The following is a 24,148-nucleotide window of genomic DNA, read 5'->3' on the forward strand; positions in this document are numbered from 1 at the left end:
GCTGTCAGGAGGGGGTGGAGGCGATGGTGGGGTCGGCGGCGGGGTCACCGGCCTGTCGGAGCTGCTCCTCGAACATCACGAAGGTCCGCCGCCGGACGCCCCGGATCAGCGCCTGCTCCTGCGGCGTCGGGTACCGGCGTTCAGCTTGGAGCGTGTCCTCGATCGCCCGGACGGTTTCGTAGAGAGCGAAAATCGGCCCGTCGCCGCGGAGGTAGAGGCTTCTCTCAAGCTCGGTGAGCTGAACAAACTCTTCAGGGGAGACCTCATAGATCTCATCCCCGCCCTCGAACAGCACCTTGTCGATGAGGTTGTTGGCCTCGCGCCAGCCCCCGGTGTCCTTGGACAGCCTCCAGCCAGCCATACCACCGTCTGGGGTGGCGACCAACTTTACGGGAGAGTCGTAGTAGTTGAAGAACTTGGGTAGCGCCAAGCCTCTCACCGGCGTCACTGCGGCGGCACCTTCCCGACGTTCTCCTGCACTTTGCTCCAGTAGATGCTTTGCGCGCGCCGGAGGAGCCCGTCGCGGATGGCGCGTTCTGTGTGTGTCAACGGCCTGCCATCACTCTCGGCAACCGCTTCCAGGTCACGTCGGACTTCATACAGCGCATGCTCCCATTCCGAGACCTCCTCGATCCCCGCGAGCTGCAGTCGAAGCTCTGCCATGTGGCCGTTCGACATCCGAAGGTTGAGCAAGAGGTCCCGGTAGCCGCTGTCCTGCGGATCTAGGAACCGGTCCTTGACATGGAGTATTACCACTGTCGGGTCGGCGCTCAGCCTTCCGAGCGCCTGATAGACAGCATCGATGGTGTCGAATTGCACTCTGGCACCCGCCAAGTCCTTGAGCTTGGACGCGTCGTTCTCGTACTCGACCAGCTTGTCGAGAACGCGGTCCCGATTCTTGGGTTCCTTTCGCCAATCGGGCGTGCCTTGGTCGGCAGCCAGGGCAACAGCGAGCGTGTTCAGCTCCGGTTGAGCTACCGCCGCCTGCGCGTACAGCTGATCGACGTATGCAAGGCGATACGCCTCGTCATCTCGTCGGGTTCTGTCGAACCCGAGCTGCAACCGCCGTTGGCCGCGCCTCGCAACTCGCTCGCCGAGTTCCCGCTGCTCTTCGCTGATCGGCGTCGGGTAGGGCTTCAGTGGCTCTGGGGCGATCACCGCCTCGGCGCCGCGTACGACTATGTCGTTGATGACCTCGCCGAGCACGTCGATGGCCTGCTGGTGACTCGCCAGGTGGTGCAGGGTCAGCGGCCGGGCGGTCAGTGAGTTCGCGAGTTCCGGGGTCGCCAGGATCATCCGGACGAGGTCGGGTCGCTCCGCGAGCTGCCGCACCACCGTCTCGGCCAGCAACTCCTCCCGTCGCGGTGGCGCCTCCCAGCTCTGGTCGAGCATCCGCTGGACGCGCGGGTCGGCGAGCAGCCGGCTCAGGTCGGCCGCGGCGCTCTGATCGAGCCCGGGTACGAGCCGCCGCAACGTCGGCACGTCGGCGTGCTGCGCCAGTTCGACGGGTGTCACCCCGGCGGCGAAGGCGGCGTCGAGATTCCCGGTCTCCGCGAGCGCGTCGCGCACGTAGAGCCCGGCGGCGATCCGGTCGGCGTGCGCCTGCCGGTGGTCCTCGCGTACCCGGGCCGGTTCCGGCTCGACGGGCGGCGCGCTGCCCGGCATCGGTCCGTCGGCGTGGCGGTGGAAGGTGGTGGACTCGCCGAGCAGGTGGACGTGGTTGAAGTCCGGTACGTGGCCGTCGGCGATCGGTGGCGGGGCCGGCGGTCGTGGCGGCTCCGGGCGGGGAAGCGGCTCGGGCAGGACGTTGTAGGTGCCGGGCGGGCGGCCGGTGAGTGGCATCGGCCGGCCGTCGGGGCCGAGCACCAGAGCGTCGACGCCGACCACGTTGCTGCGGGCCGGTCGGCCGCTGTGGTGGTAGATCGGCCGGTTCGCCACCTCGCCCGTCTGCGGATCGAGGAAAAGGATCGTGCCGTTCTGGTTCAACGCCACCCACGCGTGCGAGCCGCCGCCCTCGAAGCTGGTGATGAGGAACGCGTAGCTGCCGTGGCCGCCCGACGCGAGCTGTGCGTACAGGTCCCGGTACCCGCCGTCCACCAGCAGTTGCCGGTCGCGGCCGGTGATTCCGGGCCGATCCGGCGGGCAGAGGTTCTGGAACCGGCCGCCGGTCGTCTGCTCGACCCGCAGCGGTCCGTCCGCCTCGCCGCCCACCGGCCGGTTCACGTCGCCGTGCAGGTAACCGTCGAAGGTCCGGGGCGCCGCGACGCGCGGCCGTCCGTGAACCCACGTCTCGAACAGCGACAGCGTGCAGTCGAGGCAGTTGATCCCCCGGGTGGCGTCGGCCGCCGGTCCGCCGTCGTTCGCGAGGCGGAACCAGCCACCGCGCCGGGGATCGGCGGTACGCGTCACGCTGCCGTCCGGATTGCGGGGCATCTGCCGTTCGAGGTCGGTCTGGTGCAGCGCGAGCGGAGGCCGCAGCCCTCCCCGGCGGCCGTAGGGCCGGGACCTGTCGATCGGCTCGGGATGGCCGTGACCGGTGAGCGCGGAGTGGTCGGCCGTCTCCACCGCGCCGACGGCGAGGTCCGCCACGTCGTCGTTGATGCGGTAGAAGTCGAGGTCGTCCTCGACCATCACCTCGCCCGGAACGAGTCTTCCGGCGAGGACGTGCCGCGCCTCGTCGCGCAGATCGGCCGCCTCCAGGGCGGCCTCGTGCGACTCCCGGTGCCATCGTTCGGCCGCCAGGGTCCGGCCGGCGCGGCGCAGCTCCATGGCCTGCGCGGCCCAGTCACTGGCCCGTTCCTCGTGATACGTGGCGCGCTCATGTAACCAGTCGGCTCTGGTCTCACGTCGGCGGTGCTCGAACCACGTCCGCTGGGACCGCAGGTGACCCCGGTAGCGGCGCCGGTCGAGCGACTCGCGATCGGCGACCAGGCGCGCGGCGCGCTCCCGGATCGTTCGCAGGTCGGGCGGCGGCGGCTCGGGCCGGCCGAGGTCGGGACCTGGGGAGTCGGCAGACGGCCGGGGCGGCGCCAAGGACTCCACGAGAGGGAAGCGAGGGCTCGGGCGTGGATCCGGGCCGGGCAGTCCCGGCAGAGGCGCCGTCTGCGGTTGGGGCGACGGCGCGGCCAGCGGTGTCGTGTGACCGACTCCGGTCCGCTCCGGCAACGGCGGGGCCGCATGCGAATGATCCGCAGTGGGCGGCAACGACGTGGCTGGTGCCGCTCCCGCCTGTACCGGGGTCGACGGCGGCGGCGCGGCACTGTCGATCGGCGCCACGACCGGACCCGCACCGGCATGGACTCCGGGCCCGGGCAGGGACGGACCGACGACGGGCGCGTCCGTGACCACCGAGGACAGCGTGGGACTCGTGGCGGCTGTCAGAGGCGTCGTGCTGTGCGGAATGGCATCGATCTGCGGCGTCGCTGCGGAATCCGGCGCCGGGCGGGCCAGGTCCACGGCGAGCGGATGCGGGCCGGCGGCTTGGGGCGTGACGTGTGTGGGTGTCACGGGAACGGCGCCCGCCATCGCGTCGCCGCTCTGGACGATCGGCTCGGCGACCCGCTGGGCCGGGATCAGTCCGACGGGGTCGGCGACGATCGGCACATCCAGGCCGACCGGCGACACCGTCAACCCGCTCAGCTGCCCGTCGAGGCGGCGTTGCAGTGCCGAGTCGGCCTGGTTGGTGGCGGACCCGGTCGCGCCGGAGGCCGCCGCACGCGCCAGATCCTCGAGCGACGGGCCCTGGCCGGTCGCCAGACCGGCTGCGGTCTCGGCGAGCGTCTCGCCGGCCATCTCCCGCCCGAACCGCTCGCCGATCTCCGCGAACCGCCCGTTGGCGTGCCGACCCAGCCCGGCCAGCGGCGCGACCGCGCCGCCGGCGAATCCGCCGAGCGCCGACGTGCTCACGTCGGTCAGGTCGAGGCCGTCCCGCCGACCGGTGGAGTTCTGGTACGCCTGCGTACCGAGGCTGGTGCCCGCCTCCTGACCGGCCTCCAGCAGCCCGCCGATCGCGGCCCGACGAGCGAGCGTGCGGGCACCGGACTTGGCCACCTCCTTCGCGGCGCGTTCGCCCGCTTCCTTCAGCCCCTGCTTGACCGCCTTGCGGGCGAGCTGGGCCACCAGCCGCTTGAAGATCTGCTGCACCACGACCCGCGTGGCGGTGATCGCGGCGGCGGCCGCCGGTGAGGCGGCGCCCAGGGTGAGCACTGTGGCGACCGCCAGGGAGAGCAACTCGACAACCAGGATGCCCAGCTCGATCCAGGTCTCCAGCTTCGCGCCCTCGATGTCGCATCCACAGGAGTCGACCAGCCGCGCCAGCTCGTCGGTGGCCGCGACCAGGACGTGCAGCGGCGCGTCCTGGCCCTCGGCGAGCTTGTGCCAGGCCGTGTCGAAGGCACCGGCGACCAGGCCGACTCCCCCGTAGCCGCTCTTCACCTCACCGGCGGCGGTGACCGCGTCGTCACGCGGACGGGTCAGGACGCCCGCCACGCCGTACCACTGGTCGGCCAGGTCCCAGACGGCGCGCTCGTTGCCCTCCGGCCATTCGACGCCGACCACCCAGTCGAGCGCCTCGTAGATCCAGCCGGGCAGATCCCACGGGCAGAAGTCGAGCGGGTGCGGGATCGGGCTGGGCAGCATGCTCACGCGCGGATCCTCCGGTGGTCAGCGCCGGGGCCGATGGGGGTTGTGCCCTTGCTGCGGGATCTTCCCGAGGTCACGGGCGTTGCTCAGGTCCGTCTCCACGGTGGCCGTGACCGAGCGGACGACGTCCGACCCGAGCACCTCCAGCGAGCGGCCGAGAAGCTCCCACGCGCGCAGTAGCGTCTCGGCGTAGCCCTGGTAGTGCTTGTCGAACGCGGCGCCGATGTCGTCCCGGCCCCAGGGGCGCTGGGCGCTCGCGGCGGCGATCGGCTCGCCCGTCTCCCGCCGGGCCGCGCTCACCGCCCGCCCCGACAGCGCCAGGTCGGCACCGCCGCGCCGGGCCCGGTCCGGGTCCAGCCAGATCTCTCCCCCGGCCACCTGTCACTCGCCGCGGGCCAGCACGGAGTCGGCCCGGCCGAGCAGTGCGCCGAAGTCATGGGTACGCAGGAACTCGACCGAAGGAGAGCCCGGCGGCAGGTAGCCGGAGACCAGTTCGCGGGTGGCGGTGGTCGCCGCGGTGGAGGCGCGCAGCACGGTCTCGGTGATCTTCCGGCTCAACGCCCGGGCGTCCCGGTCGTGGAACGCCGCCGGGCTCACCTCGACGCTGATCAGCTCGCCTCGTGCACCGACCACGGCGGTCACCTGACCGTCGTCGGAGCGTTCGGTGACCCGCAGCTCGGCCAGCTTGGTCTGGAGTTCGTCCAGACCGGACCGCAAGCGCTGGTATTGGCCGTACACCTCGTCGAAGCGCGCGCGTAGTGCACGGTTCGCATCCCGGTCCGCACTCTCGGCCACCGTCGCTCCCCTTCCGTCACCGTGGGTAGGGCCGACCATACCGGGTGCCACGAAATCCGTGGGGTCCGGTAATTTCAGGTGGTGATCGAGCGACAGCAGGCCGAGCAGATCGCCTCGGTGTGGGCCCGGCGGGACTCCGACCGCCTCGGTTTTCCCTGCACGCCCGAGGTCGAGGAGTTCGACCTGGGCTACGTGGTGACGTCCACCGTGTCCACCGACGCCCGCGCGCTGCCCGGCGACCTGCCGACCACCGTGATCGACAAGGCGACCGGCGAGGTGTCCACCTGGCCTCGGGTGCCGACCGAGGCGGTCGAGCGGATGTACCGGCAACGGCGACCGGCCGAGCCGCGTGCGCCGCGTACCGTCGATCCGGCCGCCCAGTTGCTGCGTGAGCTGACCCGCCTGCCCACGCCCGGCGCGGCGGCGCACCTCACGCTCGACGGCCGGCAGCACGTCGCGCAGGGCGCGAAGGGCGACGTCGAGGTGCACCACCATCCGCTCGTCCAGTCCTACCTGGACGAGCTACCCGCGGGGCATCTGGTGCGCGGTGGGGAGCGGCACGCCGAGATGATCGTCGTCTCCGACGCGCTGTACGAGCACGACCACCGCCGCGCCACCGAGGGCCTGCCCCCGTTGTCCCTTGAGGACGCACGGGACCTGCTCGGCACCAGTCGGATCGAGAGCTTCCGCATCCGCGAAGCGGGCGACCCGGCGGGCGGACCGGCGGATCTGCGCTGCGAGTCGTGCATCCGCTTCCTGGTGCACGTCAACGTGCTTCCCTGGCCGGAACTTGCCTACGCCGAGGAGTGGCAGTCCGAACCCCAGACGCCCCCCGACCCGGACCGGTTTCCCGCCGAGGTGGCGAACGCGCTCGTGATCGCCGGCTGGCGCCCCCACTTCGGCGACGAGGTGTCCGCCGCCGCCTCGGTCCGCAAGGTCGGCGAAGTCCGGGGCGCGCAGCACGCGCACGCCAGCTTTCCGGCCGCGCTGGCCACCCTCACCGCCTTCCCCGGGCTGGTGAGCGCGCGGCAGGGCCCCGGTGAGGCGGTCTGGATCTCCCGCTTCGAGGTGCGACCGCGGAAGGTGGCGCACACCGCCGACTCCCTCGCCGACTTCACCACCGTCCTGGGTGCACGCCTCTTCCCGCTCGGCAGCGAACGTCAGGAGAGCATCCTCGCGGTCGACGAGCACGGCCGGATCTTCGCCCTCGACCAGGCCGGCGAGTGGTTCCTCGGCGCCGACATCGACGCCGCCCTCACCACCCTGCTGCTCGGCCGCGCCCCCGCCCGGGTTCGCGAGGACGGCACCTGGTGAGGCCGCGAGTGATCAGAGGGCCACGCCGGTCAGCACCGTGACGCGCGGCTCGGTGTAGTCGTCCATGGCGCTGCGCAGCCCTTCGCGTCCGACGCCGGAGCCCTTCATTCCGCCGTACGGCATCTGGTCGGCCCGGTACGAGGGCACGTCCCCGACGATCACGCCGCCGACCTCGAGCGTGCGGGCGGCATCGAACGCCACGTCGAGCCGGCGGGTGAAGACACCGGCCTGCAGGCCGTACACGGAGTCGTTGACGGCGGCGAACGCGCCCCGGTCGTCGGCGACCGGGGCGACCACCAGTACCGGCCCGAACACCTCCTCGGCGCACACCTTCGCGTCGGCCGGCACGCCGCTGAGCACGGTGGGCGGGTAGGTGGCGCCGTCGCGCCGCCCGCCGGTCTCGATGACGGCGCCGGCGGCGACCGCCTCGTCCACCCAGGTCTCGACGCGCTGCGCCGCCTCGACCGACACCAACGGGCCGACGTCGGTCAGCTCGGAGCGCGGGTCGCCGGTGCGCAGCGCCTGCACCGCCGCGACGAGCCGGGGCAGGAAACCGTCGTAGAGCCATTCGTGCACGTAGACCCGCTGCACCGCGATGCACGACTGCCCGGCCTGGTAGTTGGAGAACGTGGCGATGCGGTGCGCGGCGAAGGTCAGGTCCTCGTCCGCGGCCCAGTCCTCGCAGATCACCACTGCGGCGTTGCCGCCGAGTTCCAGCGTGACGTGCTTGTCCGGCACGGCCCGGCGGATGGCCGCGCCGACCGGTCCGGAGCCGGTGAACGACACCACCGGCAGCCGCGGGTCGGCGACCAGTTCGGCGGCGCGCTCGTTCGGCAACGGCAGCACCGAGAACATGCCCTCGGGCAGGTCGGTCTCGGCCAGGATCTCGCCGAGCAGCAGCGCGCTGAGCGGGGTGGCCGGGGCCGGCTTGACCACGATCGGGGTGCCGACGGCGAGCGCCGGGGCGACCTTGTGGGCGACCAGATTGAGCGGGAAGTTGAACGGGGTGATGCCGAGCACCGGCCCGCGCGGCACCCGCCGGACCAGGGCGATCCGCCCTGTGGCGGCCGGGTCGGTGTCGAGCCGTTGCAGTTCGCCGGAGAATCGGCGGGCCTCCTCGGCAGCCCAGCGGAACGTGGAGATCGCGCGTCCCACCTCGGCCTTGGCCCACTTGACCGGCTTGCCGTTCTCGGCGGTGATCAGCGTGGCCACCTCGTCGGCCCGCTCGGCGAGCCGCCGGGAGACGTGGTCCAGGGCGGCCGCGCGGGCGTGCGCGGGCAGGGCCGCGGCCTCCGCCGCCACCCGGGCGGCGCCCGCGACGGCGGCTTCGACCTGGTCAGCCGTGGCGAGCGTGGTACGCCCCACCGGCTGCCCGTCGTACGGATGGGTGACGGTCAGCTCGTCCTCGCCGTGGGCGGGGCGACCGGCGACGTAGAAGGCTCTCGGCTCCACGACCGGCAGCCTAGACCACAGGCGCTCACGCGGAAACAGTTGCCCAAACCCTTGTCTGCCTCGGATTTAGTAGCCAAGATGGCAGTTAGATTGCGATAACCTCCGCTGACCCTCCCCCCGGCCACCTTCTCGGAGACTTCTGATGAGCGACCAGCAGCAGCTGCGCAACTTCGTCAACGGCGAGTACGTCGACCCGGTGGACGGCGGCTACGCCGACCTGATCGACCCGTGCACCGGCGAGGTCTTCGCCCAGGCCCCGGTCTCCGGCGCGGCGGACGTGGACGCGGCCATGAAGGCCGCCGCCGCCGCGTTCGAGACCTGGCGGGACACCACGCCGGCCGAGCGGCAGCGGGCGCTGCTGAAGTTCGCCGACGCGGTCGAGGCGCGGGCCGCCGAACTGGTCGACGCGGAGGTGCGCAACACCGGCAAGCCCCGGCAGCTCACCACCGAGGAGGAGCTGCCGCCCGCGGTGGACGAGCTGCGCTTCTTCGCCGGCGCCGCGCGCCTGCTGGAGGGCCGCTCGGCCGGTGAGTACATGGCCGGGCACACGTCGTACGTGCGGCGCGAGCCGATCGGTGTCTGCGCCCAGGTGACCCCGTGGAACTACCCGCTGATGATGGCGGTCTGGAAGATCGCCCCGGCGCTGGCGGCGGGTAACGCGGTAGTACTGAAGCCGTCGGACACCACGCCGGTGTCGACGCTGCTGCTGGCCGAGATCGCCGCCGAACACCTGCCCCCGGGCGTGTTCAACGTGGTCTGCGGCGACCGCGACACCGGCCGTACGCTGGTCTCCCACCCGACCCCGCAGCTCGTGTCGATCACCGGGTCGACCCGCGCGGGCATGGAGGTCGCCGCCGCGGCGGCGCCGGACCTCAAGCGGACGCACCTGGAGCTGGGCGGCAAGGCCCCGGTGGTGATCTTCGACGACGCGGACGTGGCCGCGGCGGCCGAGGCGATCGCGATGGGCGGCTACTTCAACGCCGGGCAGGACTGCACGGCGGCGACCCGCGTGCTCACCGGGCCGGGCATCCACGAGGACTTCGTGGCCGCGCTCACCGAGCAGGCCCGCAACACCCGCACCGGCGGGCCGGACGACGCCGACGTGCTCTACGGCCCGCTGAACAACGCCAACCAGCTCGCCCGGGTCAGCGGATTCGTGGACCGGCTGCCGGACCACGCGAACGTCACCACCGGCGGTGCCCGGGTCGGCGAGCGCGGCTTCTTCTACGCCCCGACCGTGGTCTCCGGCGTACGCCAGGCCGACGAGATCATCCAGGACGAGGTGTTCGGGCCGGTCATCACCGTGCAGCGGTTCTCCGACGAGGACGAGGCGGTGCGCTGGGCGAACGGCGTCGACTACGGCCTGTCCGCCTCGGTGTGGACGCGCGACCACGGCCGGGCCATGCGGATGACCCGCCGGCTCGACTTCGGCTGCGTCTGGGTGAACACCCACATCCCGTTCGTCTCGGAGATGCCGCACGGCGGCTTCAAGCACTCCGGCCACGGCAAGGACCTGTCGGTCTACAGCCTGGAGGACTACACCCGGGTCAAGCACGTCATGCACAACATCGAGGGCTGATCGGCGATGGCCACCAGCGAGGAGCTGCACAAGCGCCGGGTCGAGGCCGTGGCGCGGGGCGTGGGCAGCACGATTCCCGCGTACGTGGACCGGGCGGGCGGCGGCACGATCACCGACGTGGACGGGCGGGAGTGGATCGACTTCGCCGCCGGCATCGCCGTCACCAACGTGGGCAACTCCGCGCCGCGCGTGGTCGAGGCGGTACGCGCGCAGGTCGAACGATTCACCCACACCTGCTTCATGGTCGCGCCGTACGAGTCGTACGTGGCGGTCTGCGAGCAGCTCAACGCGCTGACCCCGGGTGGTTTCGAGAAGCGCTCGGCGCTGTTCAACTCCGGCGCCGAGGCGGTGGAGAACGCGGTGAAGATCGCCCGGCACGCGACCGGGCGGCCGGCGGTGGTGGTGTTCGACCACGCGTACCACGGCCGGACCAACCTGACCATGGCGCTGACCGCGAAGAACATGCCGTACAAGCACCGGTTCGGGCCGTTCGCCGGTGAGGTCTACCGGGTGCCGATGTCGTACCCGCTGCGCGACGGCGGGCTGGACGGCGCCACCGCGGCGGCCCGGTCGATCGAGATGATCGAGAAGCAGGTGGGCGCGGAGAACGTGGCCGCGCTGCTCATCGAGCCGATCCAGGGCGAGGGCGGTTTCGTCGTACCCGCGCTGGGTTTCCTGCCGGCGTTGCGCGAATGGGCGACGGCGGCCGGGGTGGTGTTCGTCGCCGACGAGATCCAGACCGGTTTCTGCCGCACCGGCGACTGGTTCGCCTGCGCCCACGAGGGCGTCGAGCCGGACCTGATCACGCTGGCCAAGGGCATCGCGGGCGGGCTGCCGCTGGCGGCGGTGACCGGCCGGGCGGAGCTGATGGACGCGGTGCACGTCGGCGGCCTGGGCGGCACGTACGGCGGCAACCCGATCGCCTGTGCCGCCGCGCTCGCGTCGATGGAGACGATGCGGGAGCTGGACCTGGCCGCCGCCGCGCGCCGGATCGGCGCGGTGATGGGTGAGCGGCTGCGCGCGATCGCCGCCGGTGACCCGCGCGTCGCCGAGGTACGCGGCCGGGGCGCGATGCTCGCCGTGGAGATCGTGCAGCCCGGCACGCTGACCCCGGACCCGGCCGCCACGGCGGCGATCTCGGCCGCCTGCCACGCCGCCGGGCTGCTCACGCTGACCTGCGGCACCTACGGCAACGTGCTGCGGTTCCTGCCCCCACTGGTCATCTCCGACGACGAGCTGGGCCGGGGACTGGACATCCTGGCGGCCGCCTTCGGCTGACCCCGGACGTGGAACACCATGGGCCCGATCTCCCCCAGGGCCGGCCCATGGTGTTCCACCCGGAGGATCAGCGGAGCAGCTCGACGGTGTTGCGCCGGACCAGGTTCTTGCCCGGTTCCCGGATGGCGTCCATGGCAGCGGTGTTGAGCAGCACGCAACTGCCCGACGGCCCGGTGACGGTCACCGTCACCACCTTGTTGTTGTCCAGGTTCGTCACCCGCAGCCGGGTGCCGAGGGGGAACTGGCCGCTGGTGGCGGCCGGTGCTCCGCCCTCAGCGAAGAACGTGAGCGCGCCGGAGCAGACGCTGCCGCCGATCGGCTGCGCGGCGCCCGGACGGGTCTCACCCGGTTGGGCGCCGGGTGCCGGGGCGGCGGCGCCGTCGAGGCGTTCCACCACGTTGCGGCGGATGACGTTCTTGCCCGGCTCGCGTACCAGGTCCATGGCGGCGGCGTTCAGCAGCACGCAGCTCCCCGACGGCCCGGTCACGGTCACCGTGGCCACCTTGCGGTTGTCCAGGTTCGTCACCCGCAGCCGGGTGCCCACCGGGAATCTGTCGCTCGTCGCGGCCGGTGGTCCGCCCTCGGCCGAGAAGGTCACCGACCCGGCGCAGACCGACCGCCCGACCGGCGCGGTGTCCGCGAAACCCAGTCCGGTGCCCACCGAGACCGCCACCGTGGCGGTCACCGCCACGGTTGCCGCCATCACGTGCTTGCGCTGCACCCTCACGTTCTCTCCCGTCGTCGCTGTCGTTCGCCGCGTGGTACGGACGGGAGGGCCGGAACGTTCACCTGGCCTGATGGACTACAACGGACCGTAACGGGTGTGCGGCGCTCCGGTCATCAGCGCCCAGTACCTGTCGCCGTAGGACCAGTGCCACCACTCCGTCGGGTAGTTCACCATCCCCGCGCCGCTCAACGCCGCCACCAGCACATTCCGGTTGCGCCACGCGCTCACCGGGATGTGCCGTGCGGCGGTGAAGCAGGCGTCGGCGCTCTCCTCCGGGGTGGCGTCGAGCGCGGTGCCCATGTCCAGCTCCACACCGTCGGCGTCGCACAGGGTGAGGTCGACTGCTCCGCCGGTGCTGTGCGGGGCCACCTCGACCGGCGAGACGAACTTGGTGGTCTCCCGGTGCAGCCGGTCCGCCGGCCAGTCCGGGTGACGCCGGCGCAGTTCGTCCCGGTAGCCGGTGAAGATGTCCAGCTGCGCCCGGTACGGCCGGTAGCCCTCGACCACGAGCAGGCGCAGCCCGGCCGGCAGCGCGCGCTGCGCGGCCAGCAACCGGTCCGCGACACCGCGCCGCACCCGGGCGTACGCCCCGGCGGGATCGGCGGCCCGCCCGTCCACCCGCAGTCCGGGCACGTCGCGCAGGTCCACCAGGGGTTCGCCGTCGTCCCGGCTGGACACCGCGGCGACCCGGGGGTCGGAGAGCAGGATCACGGCGTGCCCCCGGGGTGTTCGCGCGACGGCCGGGCCGCGTGCCGGGCGAAGGCGAGCGCGACGAGCCGGTCCACCACCTCGGGATACGCGACACCCGACTCGGCCCACACCTTCGGGTACATCGAGTGCGCGGTGAAGCCGGGCAGCGTGTTCAGCTCGTTGACGAACAGGTCGCCGGTGGTCTCGTCGTAGAGGAAGTCGACACGGGCCAGCCCCCAACCGCCGATCGCGGTGAACGCCCGTACCGACAGGTCGCGGATCCGCTCGGTGACCTCGTCCGGCAGCGGCGCCGGGACGATCATCGGGTCGGCGTCGCCGAAGTACTTCTGCCGGTAGTCGAACCAGCCGCCCGCGACCCGGACCTCGCCGACCGCCGACGCCTCCGGCTGCCAGCCGCCGAGCACGCCACATTCCAGCTCCCGGCCGGTCACGCCCTGCTCGACGAGCACCACGTGGTCGTGCCGGAACGCCTCCTCCACGGCCGCCACCAGGTCGTCGCCGTCTGCCACCCGGGAGATGCCGATCGAGGAGCCCATGCGGGCCGGCTTGACGAACAGCGGTCCGCGCAGCCCCACCACCAGCTTCTCCGGGTCCGCCGCGGCCCGCCAGGTCGGTTCGTCGAACCAGACGTACGGCGTGGTCGGCACGTCCTCGGCCCGCAGCGCCCGCTTCATCGCCACCTTGTCCATGCCGACGGCGGAGGCGAGGATGCCGCACCCGACGTACGGCACGCCGAGCGATTCCAGCAGCCCCTGCACCACGCCGTCTTCGCCGTACGGGCCGTGCAGCACCGGGAACACCACGTCCAGCTCGGCGTGCACGGTGGCCGGGTCGTCGGCCGCGCTGACCGCCACGGTGCCGGCGGCTGCCCCGCGCCGCAGTTCCACCGCCTCCCCGGTGACCGGTAGCCGGTCGTCGATCGCCCGGCCGGCCGCCACGGTGCCGAGGTGCCGCGCGAGCACCGGCTCCGGCAGCAGCCGGATCCCGCCGGTACGCGTGATGCCGAGCGCCACCACGCGGTGCCCCCGCTCCGCCAGGGCCCGGGCCACGCCGAGCGCCGAGGCGCAGGAGACCTCGTGTTCCGCCGACGGGCCTCCGAACAGGACACCGATCCGCACTGTCGACCTCATGCCGCCACTCCCACAGTCATCGGGTCGCCCGCCAGCCGGGCCACCACTTCCGCTTCCACGTTTCCGCCGGTCAGCACCACGCCGACGGTCATCTGCCGCCGGCCCTCGGGCGGCCACGGCGCCCCGCCGCCGGAACGGGCGACGCCGCCCGCGCCGGCCACCTCGCCTAGGCGCAACGCGCCGGCCAGTCCGGCCGCGCCGGACGGCTCGACGAGCACCTTCAGGTCCAGCAGGAGCAGCCGGAACGCCTCGACGATCGCGTCGTCGTCGACCCGGACCACCCCCCGCACGGCGGTCCGGGCCACCGCGAACGGCAGGTCGCCGACGCACCCGGGCCGCAGCCCGTCGGCCAGGCTCGGCGCCGGGGCGACAGGTGTGGGTCGTCCGGCGGCCAGGCTGCGGGCGAGCGAGTCGCAGCCGACCGGCTCGACGCCGTACACCCGGATCGGCGTTCCGGCCGCGGCCAGGCAGGCACCGGCGATGCCGCCGCCCCCGCCCACCGGCACCACAAGCGCGTCCAGGGGCGTGCCGCGCCGCGCCGCCTCCTCGATCAGTTCCAGGCTGGCGCTGCCCTGTCCGGCCACCACGTCCGGGTGGTCGTACGCGTCGACGAGCGGGTGGCCCTCCACGTCGGCGATCCGCCGGGCGACGGCCAGACGCTCCTCGACAGTGGTGCCGGCCCGGACCACCCGGGCCCCGGCGGCCCGCGCCCGGTCCACCTTGACCGGCGCGGCGTCCACCGGCAGCACGACCGTCGCGGCCAGCCCGTGCCGGCGCGCGGCCAGCGCCACCGCGACGGCGTGGTTGCCGGTGCTCTGCGCGACCACGCCGGTGTGCCCGGCGGCGGCGAGCCGGCCCACCGCCAGCATCGCGCCGCGCATCTTGTACGAGCCGCCGTCCTGGAGGTTCTCCGCCTTGAGCAGGACGCGGGCGCCGGCCAGGCGGTCGATCGCCGGGCTGTGCAGCACCGGGGTACGCACCACCCGGCCGGACAGCGCGCGGGCGGCCTCCTCGACATGTGTGCGGTCCGGCAGCACCGGCGCGTCGGTTCGGGGCATGGTCTCTCCTTCGGGATTCGAGTGGACGCGGCGGCGCGGCAGGTCGAACAGCCAGTGCGCGCCGAGCGCGGTGAGGCAGCGGTGCACGGCGAGACTCAGTGCGAGCACGAGCGCGGTGAGCACGACCGGGTAGACGGTCACCAGCAGCGCCCGCGCGGGCCCGTCCAGCCCGGCCACCGGTGCGGCGAGGAGCCGGTCCAGCAGCGCCAGCACCGGCATGTGGATCACGTAGACACCAAGCGTGCGGCGGCCGAGCCGGGTCAGTACCGGACCGGCCAGGCGGTGCCGGGCCAGCCGGGCGGCGGCGGTCAGCCCGAACGCCACCGCGAGCACGGAGACGAGCAGGTACACGCCGGGCCAGCTCTGCGCGCCGGCCAGCGCCATGGCGGCCAGCGCGACCGCGTACGCGGCACCGGTGCCGGCGAGCCGCCGGGTGCTCGCGGCGTCCGCCCACCGCGTGAGGTACGGCCGCAGGCGCACACCGGCCAGGAAGAACACCAGGTTCTGGTAGACCTGCCCCCGGTTGCCGGGGCTGTCCAGCAGCCCGGTGGCCGCCACCGCGGACAGCGCGCCCGCAGCCATCAGCAGGACCGCCGGGTGGACCCGGCGCAGCGCCTTGGCGAGCACGAAGTAGAGCGCCAGCGCGTACAGGTACCACAGGTTCGAGGGCGTCACGGTGAGCTGGGCCAGCAGCTCACCCGGGTCGGTGGCCCGGTCGGTCGGGAAGCCGGGCGCCAGCGCCAGCAGCGCGGTGTGGACGAGCAGCCAGATCACGTACAGGTAGAGGTTCCGGGCGATCCGGGACCGCCCGGACACCCGCCACGGGCGGGCCACCGCGTTCGCCGCGAAGACGCCGGAGATCGCGAAGAACAACGGCATCCGCAGCGGCAGCAACTGCTCGCCGAGCAGGCCCCACGCGCCCGGCACCGGCAGACCGACCCGCCAGTCGATACGCAGGTAGTCCTTGACGACGACGTGCCAGAGCACCACGAGCACGATGCAGGCGCCCTTGGCCACGTCGGCCCAGACCACCCGGTCACCTGGTGGTGCGCTCCCCTCGGTACGCGTCGGCACTGCGGTCTCCTCTCCGGCCTTCTGCGAAAGGGCGGCGGCGGCGCCGGTCCCGTCCTCGGGCAGGTGTCATCGCGGGACGCCGCGACGGCGGCTCCCGGAGTCGTGTGTGGGGTGGTCAGCCCACGAGGGGCAGGTGGACGTCGACCCGCAGGCCGCCGTCCGCACCCGGGCGGGCGGCGATGACGCCGCCGTGCGCCTGGGTGATGGAGCGGGCGATGGCCAGGCCGAGCCCGGCACCGCCGCCCTGGTTGGTCCGGTCCCGGGCGAGGCGCCGGAACGGCTCGAACAGCCCGTCGACCGCTTCGGCGGGGACGTTCTGCCCGCTGTTGGTCACAGTCAGCGCGGGGTCACCGCCGACCGTGACGGTGAGCCGGCCGCCCTCGCGGTTGTACTTGATGCCGTTCTCCACCAGGTTCGTGACCAGGCGTTCCAGCAGCACCCGCTCACCGGTCACGATCCGGGGCGACAGCCGGGACTCCACCGTCACACCCGCCTCGGCGGCCCGGTCGGCGTACGCGGCCAGCACGCCGGTGACGATCTGCTCCAGGCGCTGCGGGGTGGAGGACCGCAGGCCCTGGTCGCTCTCGCTGAGCGCGAGCAGCCCTTCGATCAGCCGCTCGTTGCGTTCGTTCGTGGCGAGCAGCTGGGCGGTCAGCAGTTCCAGTTGCTCGCCGGTGAGCGACTGGGCCATGCCGACCTCGATCAGGGTGCGCTGCACCGCCAGCGGCGTACGCAGCTCGTGCGAGGCGTTCGCGGCGAACCGCCGCTGTCCCTCGTACCCGGCGGTGACCCGGTCCAGCATGTCGTCGATCGCGCGGCTGAGCCCGGCCAGCTCGTCCCGGCCGCCGCGCCGGATGCGGTAGCCGAGGTTCTGCGGTCCCAGGTTCGCGATCGGAGCGACCAGGTCGTGCACCGGGCGCAGGCACCAGCGGGCAGCGCCCCACACCGCGAGCCCGGCGGCCACCAGCACCAGCAACTCGATCAGTCGCGGCAGCAGCGGCACGAACGGACGGCCCGGCTCGCACACCGCGCCGATGGTGGCCAGGCCGCAGAACCACTGGGCCTGCCCCCACACCAGTTCGAGCAGCGACTTGACCATGTTGGGCACGAAGAACCCGGCGAGCAGGGCGAGCACCCCGACCAGCAGGATGCGGCGGCGGGGGCTCACTCCGGCTCGCCGATCCGGTAGCCGGCCTTCGGCACGGTGTGGATGACCGACGGCTGGCCGAGCTTCTTGCGCAGGGTCATCACCGTCACCCGGACCGCGTTGGTGAACGGGTCGGCGAACTCGTCCCACGCCTGTTCCAGCAGCTCCTCGGCGCTGACCACCCGGCCGCCGGCCCGCATCAGCACGTGCAGGACGGCGAACTCCTTCGGGCTGAGCCCGAGCGGGCTGCCGTCCCGGGTCGCGGTGTGCCGGGCCACGTCGAGCACCACGCCGTGCCGCTCCAGCACCGGCGGCAGGGCCGGGGTGGAGCGGCGGCCCAGCGCCTGGACCCGCGCCACCAGCTCGGCGAACGCGAACGGCTTGGTCAGGTAGTCGTCGGCGCCCAGCCCGAGGCCGGCGACCCGGTCCCGGATGCCGGCGGCGGCGGTGAGCAGCAGCACGCGGGTGCCGGCGTCGGACCCGGCCAGGCTGCGGCACACCTCGTCGCCGGTGGCGCCGGGCATGTCCCGGTCCAGCACCGCCACGTCGTACCGGTTGACCCCGATCCGTTCCAGCGCGCCGTCGCCGTCGTAGCAGACGTCGACGGCCATGGAGAACCGTCGCAGCCCCTCGGCGACCGTGTCCGCCAAGAGCCGCTCGTCGTCCGCCACCAGCACCCGCACCTTGCGCTCCCCCGTGTCTTTCCTCGTCGTCCGGCACACCTTCGCAGGCCGCAGTTAAGGGTTCTGTAAGCGTCCGCAGCAGCCATCCTCCACGCGGGCCACGCTGCGACAACCGGCGTCGAGCCGTCTGGGCCGTTCGTCCGGTCCACGGGCAGCGCGCGCACTGCTGAAGTGACCCGGATCACGCATTGGCGCTCAGGCGTGAGGTGGGTCACGATGGGTGGAAGGAGGCGCTGGTGGCTGACCCGTGGCTCGCCCTGGAGTTCGGCGCGGATCCGGCGGAGCGGATCGCGCAGGTCGGTGCCGCCCACGAGGCGTTCCTCACCGCGGGAACCACAGGCGGCGTCCGGGAGGTGGTCGCCCGCTCCTGGGAGCGGTCCGCGCTGCTCGACCCGGAGGCCACCGCGCCGGTCGACCTCACCGACGACGCGCTGGAGACCTACCGCGCCGCGCATCCGCTGGCCCGGGTGATGCCGCTGTTCCGCGACCTGCTCGGCGGCATCGCGCAGGACGGCGCGCACCTGATGGCGGTCTGCGACGCCGCAGGCCGGCTGCTCTGGGTGGAGGGCCACCCGGGGGTGCTGCGGCACGCCGAGCGGATGAACTTCGTACCGGGCGCCCGCTGGGACGAGGCGCACGCCGGCACGAACGCCCCCGGCACCGCCCTCGCCGTCGACCACGGCGTGCAGATCTTCGCCACCGAGCACTTCGTCCGGCCGGTGCAGCGCTGGACGTGCGCCGCCGCGCCGGTCCACGACCCGGTCAGCGGCGCGCTGCTCGGGGCCGTCGACATCACCGGCGGGGACCACCTGGCCAACCCGCAGAGCCTCGCGCTGGTGCGGGCGACCGCCCGGGCCGCCGAGGCGTTCCTGGCCGGGGCCGCGCCCACCGCGCCGGACGTGGCGTACGTGTCGGCGCTCGGGCGGGACGAGGCGGAGCTGCGCGTCGGCGGCCGGCGCATCCGGCTCGGCCGGCGGCACAGCGAGCTGCTGGTGCTGCTCGTCGACCATCCCGAGGGCCGCACCGGGGAACAGCTCGGCCTCGACCTCTACGGCGACGACAGGCGGCACCCGGTCACGCTGCGCGCCGAACTGTCCCGGCTGCGCCGCGTGCTCGGCGAGGAACTGCTCGACTCCCGCCCGTACCGGCTGCGGCCGGCCGTGCGCGCGGACTTCCGTACCGTCACCGAACTGCTGGAGCGTGGCGATCCGGCGGCGGCGCTGCGCGCGTACCCCGGGCCCCTGCTGCCCGGGTCGGACGCGCCGGGAGTCGCGCGACTGCGCCGCCTGGTCGACGGTCAGGTGCGCGCCGCGGTGCTGGCCGGCGCCGACCCGGGCCTGCTCGCGGCCTGGACCGCGACGCCCGCCGGAGCCGACGACCTGGCCGCCTGGCAGGCCCTGGCGCGGGCGTTGCCGCCGGGCGCGCCCCGCCGGCCGCTCGCTGTCGCACGGACCCGCCAGCTCGCCGAGGAGTACGCGCTGCCGCGCGCAACGTTCCTGCAACGTCCCGGAAACTAGCCTGCCCGCCATCCACCCCAGACGGACGGCGGAGGTACCCATGACGCGCTACGACGCCCCCACCCACTGGCAGTCCCGCTACGACCACTACATCGGCGGCGAGTACGTGAAGCCGCACGGTGGGAAGTACTTCGAGAACCCGACCCCGGTGACCGGCCAGACCTTCTGCGAGGTGGCCCGGGGCACCGCCGAGGACGTGGAGAAGGCGCTCGACGCGGCACACGGCGCGGCCGACGCGTGGGGCCGCACCTCGGTCGCCGAACGCTCGCTGATCCTCAACCGGATCGCCGACCGCATGCAGGACAACCTGGAGTCCCTCGCGATCGCCGAGACGTGGGAGAACGGCAAGCCGGTACGCGAGACGCTCGCCGCCGACATCCCGCTCGCGATCGACCACTTCCGCTACTTCGCCGGGGCGATCCGGGCGCAGGAGGGCTCGCTCGGCGAACTCGACGACGACACCGTCGCCTACCACTTCCACGAGCCGCTGGGCGTGGTCGGTCAGATCATCCCGTGGAACTTCCCGATCCTCATGGCGGTGTGGAAGCTCGCCCCGGCGCTCGCCGCCGGCAACGCGGTGGTGCTCAAGCCGGCCGAGCAGACGCCCGCCTCGATCCACTACCTGCTCTCGCTGATCGGCGACCTGCTGCCGCCCGGCGTGCTCAACGTGGTGAACGGCTTCGGCGTCGAGGCGGGCAAGCCGCTGGCCTCCTCGTCGCGGGTGGCGAAGGTGGCGTTCACCGGCGAGACCACCACCGGGCGGCTGATCATGCAGTACGCCAGCGAGAACATCAAGCCGGTCACGCTGGAACTGGGCGGCAAGAGCCCGAACATCTTCTTCGACGACGTCAGCGCCGCGTCCGACGACTTCCGGGACAAGGCCCTCGAAGGCTTCACCATGTTCGCCCTCAACCAGGGCGAGGTGTGCACCTGCCCGTCCCGGGCGCTCATCCAGCAGGGCCACTACTCCGACTTCCTGGCCGCCGCCGTGGACCGGACGAAGGCGGTCAAGCAGGGGCATCCGCTGGACACGGACACGATGGTCGGCGCGCAGGCGTCGAACGACCAGCTGGAGAAGATCCTGTCCTACCTGGACATCGGGCGGCAGGAGGGCGCCAAGGTGCTGACCGGCGGCGAGCGGGCCGACCTGGGCGGCGAACTGTCCGGCGGCTACTACGTCCAGCCGACCATCTTCGAGGGCGACAACTCGATGCGGATCTTCCAGGAGGAGATCTTCGGCCCGGTCGTGTCGGTCACCTCCTTCGCCGACCTGGACGACGCCGTGAAGATCGCCAACGACACGCTGTACGGGCTCGGCGCGGGCGTGTGGACCCGGGACCTGAACACCGCGTACCGGGCCGGACGCGCGATCCAGGCCGGCCGGGTGTGGACGAACTGCTACCACGCCTACCCGGCGCACGCCGCGTTCGGCGGCTACAAGCAGTCCGGCATCGGCCGGGAGAACCACAAGATGATGCTGGAGCACTACCAGCAGACCAAGAACCTGCTGGTCAGCTACTCGCCGAAGAAGCTGGGCTTCTTCTGATGGGTGACACCGTGACAGTGACCCCCGCGGCGGCCGACCTGATCCGGTCGCTGCGGGGGCAGCACGGCCCACTGATGTTCCACCAGTCCGGCGGCTGCTGCGACGGCAGCGCCCCGATGTGCTATCCGGCCGGGGAGTTCCGCACCGGCGGCTCGGACGTGCTGCTCGCCTCGCTGGCCGTCGACGGCGTGCCCGAGCCGGTGGAGTTCTGGATGTCGAAGGCCCAGTGGGAGCTGTGGCAGCACACCCGGCTCACCGTCGACGTGGTGCCCGGCCGGGGCAGCGGCTTCTCCCTGGAGGCACCGGAGGGCGTCCGCTTCCTCATCCGGTCCCACCTGAACCGCTGATCTGTCCGAGATCTTGCAGCTCGCGGGTATCACGGCGGTGGGATGCTGACGCCGTCCACTTCGGAGTCCGCGTCCCACCACCGCTCGAGTCGCTACCGGGTCGCGTTCCGCCACCGCCCGACAGGAGACCGCTCATGAACCCGGTCCGACAGCCAGTGCTCGCCGCCGGCCTCACCGCCCTGGCCACCGCCGCCACGCTCGGGCTCGCGCCGGGCGCCGCCGTCGCCGCCCCGGCGGCCTCACCCCGCGTCTCCGTCAACTGGTTCGGCGCCGCCGACGTACGGGCGCACACCGCCACCGTCGGCGGCCGGTTCGACTGCGGCGCCGAGCGCGGCCTCGCGTACATCGAGGTGCACCTGGAGCAGCGGGCACGGCGCGGCACGGTCACCGGCTTCGGGTTCGGCGTGATCGGCGCGTGCACCGACGAGCGCACCGCCGGCACCTGGACCGCGACGATCCCCGCCGACCAGGGCACCTTCCGCCCCGGCCCGGCCACCACGATCGCCCGCCTGGTGGTCGAGCCCAACTCGATCACCGAAACCACCGAACGCGTGCGCCTGCGCCCCCACTGCACCCGCCCCTGACCCCACCCCCACCGCCCCCCTACCCCTCTCCCCCGCGATCTTGCACTTGGTGCCCCTTGGTTGCCAGATCTGTCCCTTTTGCGGGGTAGGCAAGCGCAAGATCGGCGGGGGTTGGCGCGGTCGGCGGGGTTGGCAGGGGCGGAGGCAGCGCGGGTTAGGGGGTCAGGGCGGCTCGGAGAGTGGCGACGATGTGGGACGGGCGTCGGTAGAGGTCGCGGTCGGTGAAGTAGCGCATCCGCCAACCGTTGGCGTCCAGCCAGTTGATCCGGTCGCGGTCGTACCGCATGCGCTCCGGGTCCAGGTGGGACAGACCGTCGTACTCCACACCCACCCGCCGTTCCCGGTAACCCAGGTCGACGCGGAAGCGGGGCATGCCGTACCGGTCGTGAATCCACATCTGCGGCTCGGGTGCCGGGAGCCCGCCGTCGAGCAGCAACAGCCGCAGCTGGCTCTCCTGCCGGCACTCGGAGCGGCCGTCGGCTCGCGGCACGAGATCGCGCGCCTGCCGGACGCCGCGCAGGGCCCGGTGCAGGGGCAACTCCGCCGCGAGGTCGTCGACCGTCACGGCACCCGAGCGGAGTGCGGCGTCGAGCACGGGGAGGGCATCCATACGGCGTACGCCTCGGGCAAGGTCGATCGCGCACTGCGTGGCGGGCACGCACGGCAGGCCACCGACGACCACTGGCCGGACCGGCAGGACGGAGTGATGGACGACGAGACCCGGTAGGCGGGGCTTGGCGACGTCCGGCGGCAACTGCACGTGCACCGCGGATTCCCGAAGGACGCCAAATCCGTGGCGGCGCGCCGCGCTCTGCATCGCCAGCATCGCGTCGCCGGGCAGACACAGCAGCAGGGCTCGCAGCTCGTCCTCGTCATCGCACGGTGTCGGCGCGTAGACACCGCGCCGCACGCGGACCAGCTCCTCGCGCCTGACTTGGGTGCGTACTCGCTTCACGGTGAGCACCCGCATCAGTTCCCGGGTCCGCCACAGCTGCGTCGACATCCCCGAACCATGCCGCCCCGCCCGCGCCCGAACCTCTCGCCACTTCCCTCACCTGTGGACAACCCCAGGCATGTGCACACCCCCCACCGTCCCTTCCCCTTGTGCTAGGCCCTCCCCTCGCCTAGCGCGACGCTTCTATAGGTGGGCCGGTTCCGGGAGGGGTTGGTATCGGTAGGGTTCGACGTCGGTGATCGACGAGTGACTCATGCAAGATCTGGCCACCGCAGAAGGGTGTGCCGTGAAGCGCGACCTGTCCTCGTGGGTTGCCGGCGTCGGCCCGGCCCACCTTGCTGGCCTGATCAGAAGCCTGTCCGCGATTGGTGTCGCGTGACTCATCACAGATGTGCCGCCGGGTGATCGTCTCCCGGGCCGACGCCGTCCGAACGTCGTCCCGTGCAAGGGAGAACCGTCCGTGCCTTCCATCCTGGCAGATCGTCTGGCCGGCCGTGTTGACGCGGTCATCGGTGTGGATACCCATACCGATACGCACACCGCCGCGGTGACCACCCCGGTCGGGACAGTGCTGGCCGAGATCACCGTGCCGGCCACCGCCGACGGCGCCGCTGTTCTGCTGGCCTGGGCCGGGCGGCAGACGACCGGGCTGGGAACGGGCCGGCGGGCCTGGGCCCTGGACGGCGCCCGGTGTCACGGGGTCGGCCTGCTGCGTGTCCTGCGCGCCGCGGGTGAGGACGTCCTGGAAGCACCCAAACCCGCTGCCGGACGCCGTCGGCGAGGCGGCAAGTCCGACGCGTTGGACGCCGTGCACGCCGCTCGCGCGGTGCTGGCCGCCGACCACGTCGCCACGCCCCGCGCCGACGGCGACCGGGAAGCCCTGCGCCTGCTGCACGTCTGCCGCCGCCACTACAGCGACACCCGCACCGCCACCATCAACCTGTTCAAATCGCTGATCCTCACCGCCGACGACGATCTACGCACACAGATGCGCGGACTGAACACCCTGCGGCAGGTCCAACACGCCACCACCCTCACCACCGGCACCGGCAGCGGCACCGGCAGCGGCACCGGCAGCGGCAGCGGCAGCGGCAGCGGCAGCGGCAGCGGCAGCGGCAGCGGACTTGACCGACTGCGCCGCACTCAACTGGCAGCCCTGGCCGAGCAGATCCTGACCCTCGAGAAGCTCCTGAAAGCCAACCTCGCCGAGATCCGCACCCTGGTCGACAAGCTCTGCCCCACCCTGCTCGACCAACCCGGGATCGGCCCCGTCACCGCCGCGATCGCACTGACCGCCTGGTCACACCCCGGCCGGTTCCGCAACGAAGCCGCCTTCGCCTCACTCGCCGGCGCCAGCCCCGTCCCCGCCAACTCCGGACGCACCATCCGCCACCGCCTCAACCGAGGCGGCGACCGCACCCTCAACGCCGCCCTACACACCATCGCGAAAACCCGCCAACGATGCCACCAACCCACCAAGGACTACGTCGAACGCCGCACCACCGAAGGCCGCACCCCAGCCGAAATCACCCGCAGCCTCAAACGCTACATAGCCCGCCAAATCTGGCGCACCCTCGAAACCAACGCTTGACAAACACCTTCACAGATCT

General features: G+C 72.6%; 20 protein-coding genes. 8 read left to right on the plus strand and 12 right to left on the minus strand.

Translation table 11 applies throughout. The annotated features are described in order from the left end of the window. Positions 1-4 precede the first annotated feature (4 nt). The 4 genes from O7604_RS04495 to O7604_RS04510 are packed head-to-tail and all read right to left on the minus strand — an operon-like array spanning position 5 to position 5,436. Positions 5-448, minus strand: a complete 444-nt coding sequence (locus tag O7604_RS04495; protein WP_281578952.1) for a hypothetical protein — start codon at positions 446-448, stop codon at positions 5-7. Next, positions 445-4,638: a toxin glutamine deamidase domain-containing protein gene (locus O7604_RS04500; RefSeq protein WP_281579916.1), complete on the minus strand. Its 4,194-nt coding sequence runs from the start codon at positions 4,636-4,638 to the stop codon at positions 445-447. The genes O7604_RS04495 and O7604_RS04500 overlap by 4 nt, the downstream gene beginning before the upstream one ends. A gap of 24 nt (positions 4,639-4,662) precedes the next feature. Further along, positions 4,663-5,019, minus strand: a complete 357-nt coding sequence (locus tag O7604_RS04505; RefSeq protein WP_281578953.1) for a hypothetical protein — start codon at positions 5,017-5,019, stop codon at positions 4,663-4,665. Between the two features lie 3 nt (positions 5,020-5,022). Continuing rightward, on the minus strand, positions 5,023-5,436 hold the full coding sequence (locus tag O7604_RS04510) for a YbaB/EbfC family nucleoid-associated protein (protein ID WP_269702042.1): 414 nt from the start codon (positions 5,434-5,436) through the stop codon (positions 5,023-5,025). Positions 5,437-5,517: 81 nt separating this feature from the next. Between O7604_RS04510 and O7604_RS04515 the strand changes: the two genes are divergently transcribed. Then, positions 5,518-6,750: a YwqJ-related putative deaminase gene (locus tag O7604_RS04515; RefSeq protein WP_281578954.1), complete on the plus strand. Its 1,233-nt coding sequence runs from the start codon at positions 5,518-5,520 to the stop codon at positions 6,748-6,750. A 12-nt stretch (positions 6,751-6,762) separates the two neighbouring features. On the opposite strand, the gene O7604_RS04520 is transcribed toward O7604_RS04515, so the two are convergent. After that, positions 6,763-8,202: an aldehyde dehydrogenase family protein gene (locus O7604_RS04520; protein WP_281578955.1), complete on the minus strand. Its 1,440-nt coding sequence runs from the start codon at positions 8,200-8,202 to the stop codon at positions 6,763-6,765. Between the two features lie 142 nt (positions 8,203-8,344). Here O7604_RS04520 and O7604_RS04525 point away from each other — a divergent pair, with 142 nt between their 5' ends. Both O7604_RS04525 and gabT read left to right on the plus strand, forming a co-directional pair. Beyond that, positions 8,345-9,781, plus strand: coding sequence for a gamma-aminobutyraldehyde dehydrogenase (locus O7604_RS04525; protein ID WP_281578956.1), 1,437 nt, complete (start codon positions 8,345-8,347; stop codon positions 9,779-9,781). A gap of 6 nt (positions 9,782-9,787) precedes the next feature. After that, positions 9,788-11,059 (plus strand): 4-aminobutyrate--2-oxoglutarate transaminase, encoded by a 1,272-nt coding sequence (gene gabT, locus O7604_RS04530; RefSeq protein ID WP_281578957.1) that lies wholly within the window; start codon positions 9,788-9,790, stop codon positions 11,057-11,059. A gap of 67 nt (positions 11,060-11,126) precedes the next feature. Here gabT and O7604_RS04535 read toward each other — a convergent pair whose 3' ends face one another. From O7604_RS04535 to O7604_RS04560, 6 genes are all read right to left on the minus strand, one after another. Continuing rightward, a complete protein-coding gene (locus tag O7604_RS04535) occupies positions 11,127-11,786 on the minus strand; it encodes a hypothetical protein (RefSeq protein ID WP_281578958.1) in 660 nt (219 codons plus the stop codon). 75 nt (positions 11,787-11,861) lie between these two features. After that, entirely contained in the window at positions 11,862-12,497 is a 636-nt protein-coding gene (locus tag O7604_RS04540; RefSeq protein WP_269702050.1) for a M15 family metallopeptidase, read from the minus strand. Then, complete coding sequence (locus O7604_RS04545) at positions 12,494-13,627, minus strand: D-alanine--D-alanine ligase family protein (protein WP_281578959.1); 1,134 nt, start codon at positions 13,625-13,627, stop codon at positions 12,494-12,496. Before O7604_RS04545 ends, O7604_RS04540 begins: the two co-directional genes overlap by 4 nt. Next, entirely contained in the window at positions 13,624-15,759 is a 2,136-nt protein-coding gene (locus O7604_RS04550; RefSeq protein WP_281578960.1) for a pyridoxal-phosphate dependent enzyme, read from the minus strand. The genes O7604_RS04545 and O7604_RS04550 overlap by 4 nt, the downstream gene beginning before the upstream one ends. Positions 15,760-15,874: 115 nt before the next feature. After that, the gene (locus O7604_RS04555) at positions 15,875-16,927 is read right to left on the minus strand and encodes a HAMP domain-containing sensor histidine kinase (protein ID WP_281578961.1); all 1,053 of its coding nucleotides are present in this window, start codon (positions 16,925-16,927) and stop codon (positions 15,875-15,877) included. Next, complete coding sequence (locus O7604_RS04560; protein ID WP_091418650.1) at positions 16,924-17,589, minus strand: response regulator transcription factor; 666 nt, start codon at positions 17,587-17,589, stop codon at positions 16,924-16,926. The genes O7604_RS04555 and O7604_RS04560 overlap by 4 nt, the downstream gene beginning before the upstream one ends. Positions 17,590-17,825: 236 nt before the next feature. Here O7604_RS04560 and O7604_RS04565 point away from each other — a divergent pair, with 236 nt between their 5' ends. From O7604_RS04565 to O7604_RS04580, 4 genes are all read left to right on the plus strand, one after another. Continuing rightward, a complete protein-coding gene (locus O7604_RS04565) occupies positions 17,826-19,106 on the plus strand; it encodes a transcriptional regulator (RefSeq protein WP_281578962.1) in 1,281 nt (426 codons plus the stop codon). Positions 19,107-19,146: 40 nt separating this feature from the next. After that, positions 19,147-20,652: an aldehyde dehydrogenase gene (gene adh / locus O7604_RS04570; RefSeq protein WP_281578963.1), complete on the plus strand. Its 1,506-nt coding sequence runs from the start codon at positions 19,147-19,149 to the stop codon at positions 20,650-20,652. Beyond that, entirely contained in the window at positions 20,652-20,999 is a 348-nt protein-coding gene (locus O7604_RS04575; protein WP_262012457.1) for a DUF779 domain-containing protein, read from the plus strand. Before adh ends, O7604_RS04575 begins: the two co-directional genes overlap by 1 nt. 134 nt (positions 21,000-21,133) lie before the next feature. After that, entirely contained in the window at positions 21,134-21,583 is a 450-nt protein-coding gene (locus tag O7604_RS04580; protein ID WP_281578964.1) for a hypothetical protein, read from the plus strand. A 154-nt stretch (positions 21,584-21,737) separates the two neighbouring features. On the opposite strand, the gene O7604_RS04585 is transcribed toward O7604_RS04580, so the two are convergent. Then, the gene (locus O7604_RS04585; RefSeq protein WP_281578965.1) at positions 21,738-22,586 is read right to left on the minus strand and encodes a DUF559 domain-containing protein; all 849 of its coding nucleotides are present in this window, start codon (positions 22,584-22,586) and stop codon (positions 21,738-21,740) included. 412 nt (positions 22,587-22,998) lie between these two features. Here O7604_RS04585 and O7604_RS04590 point away from each other — a divergent pair, with 412 nt between their 5' ends. Continuing rightward, on the plus strand, positions 22,999-24,129 hold the full coding sequence (locus O7604_RS04590) for an IS110 family transposase (RefSeq protein WP_281578966.1): 1,131 nt from the start codon (positions 22,999-23,001) through the stop codon (positions 24,127-24,129). The last annotated feature ends 19 nt before the right edge of the window (positions 24,130-24,148 follow it).

This window comes from Micromonospora sp. WMMA1947, assembly GCF_027497355.1.
Taxonomy (GTDB): domain Bacteria; phylum Actinomycetota; class Actinomycetes; order Mycobacteriales; family Micromonosporaceae; genus Micromonospora.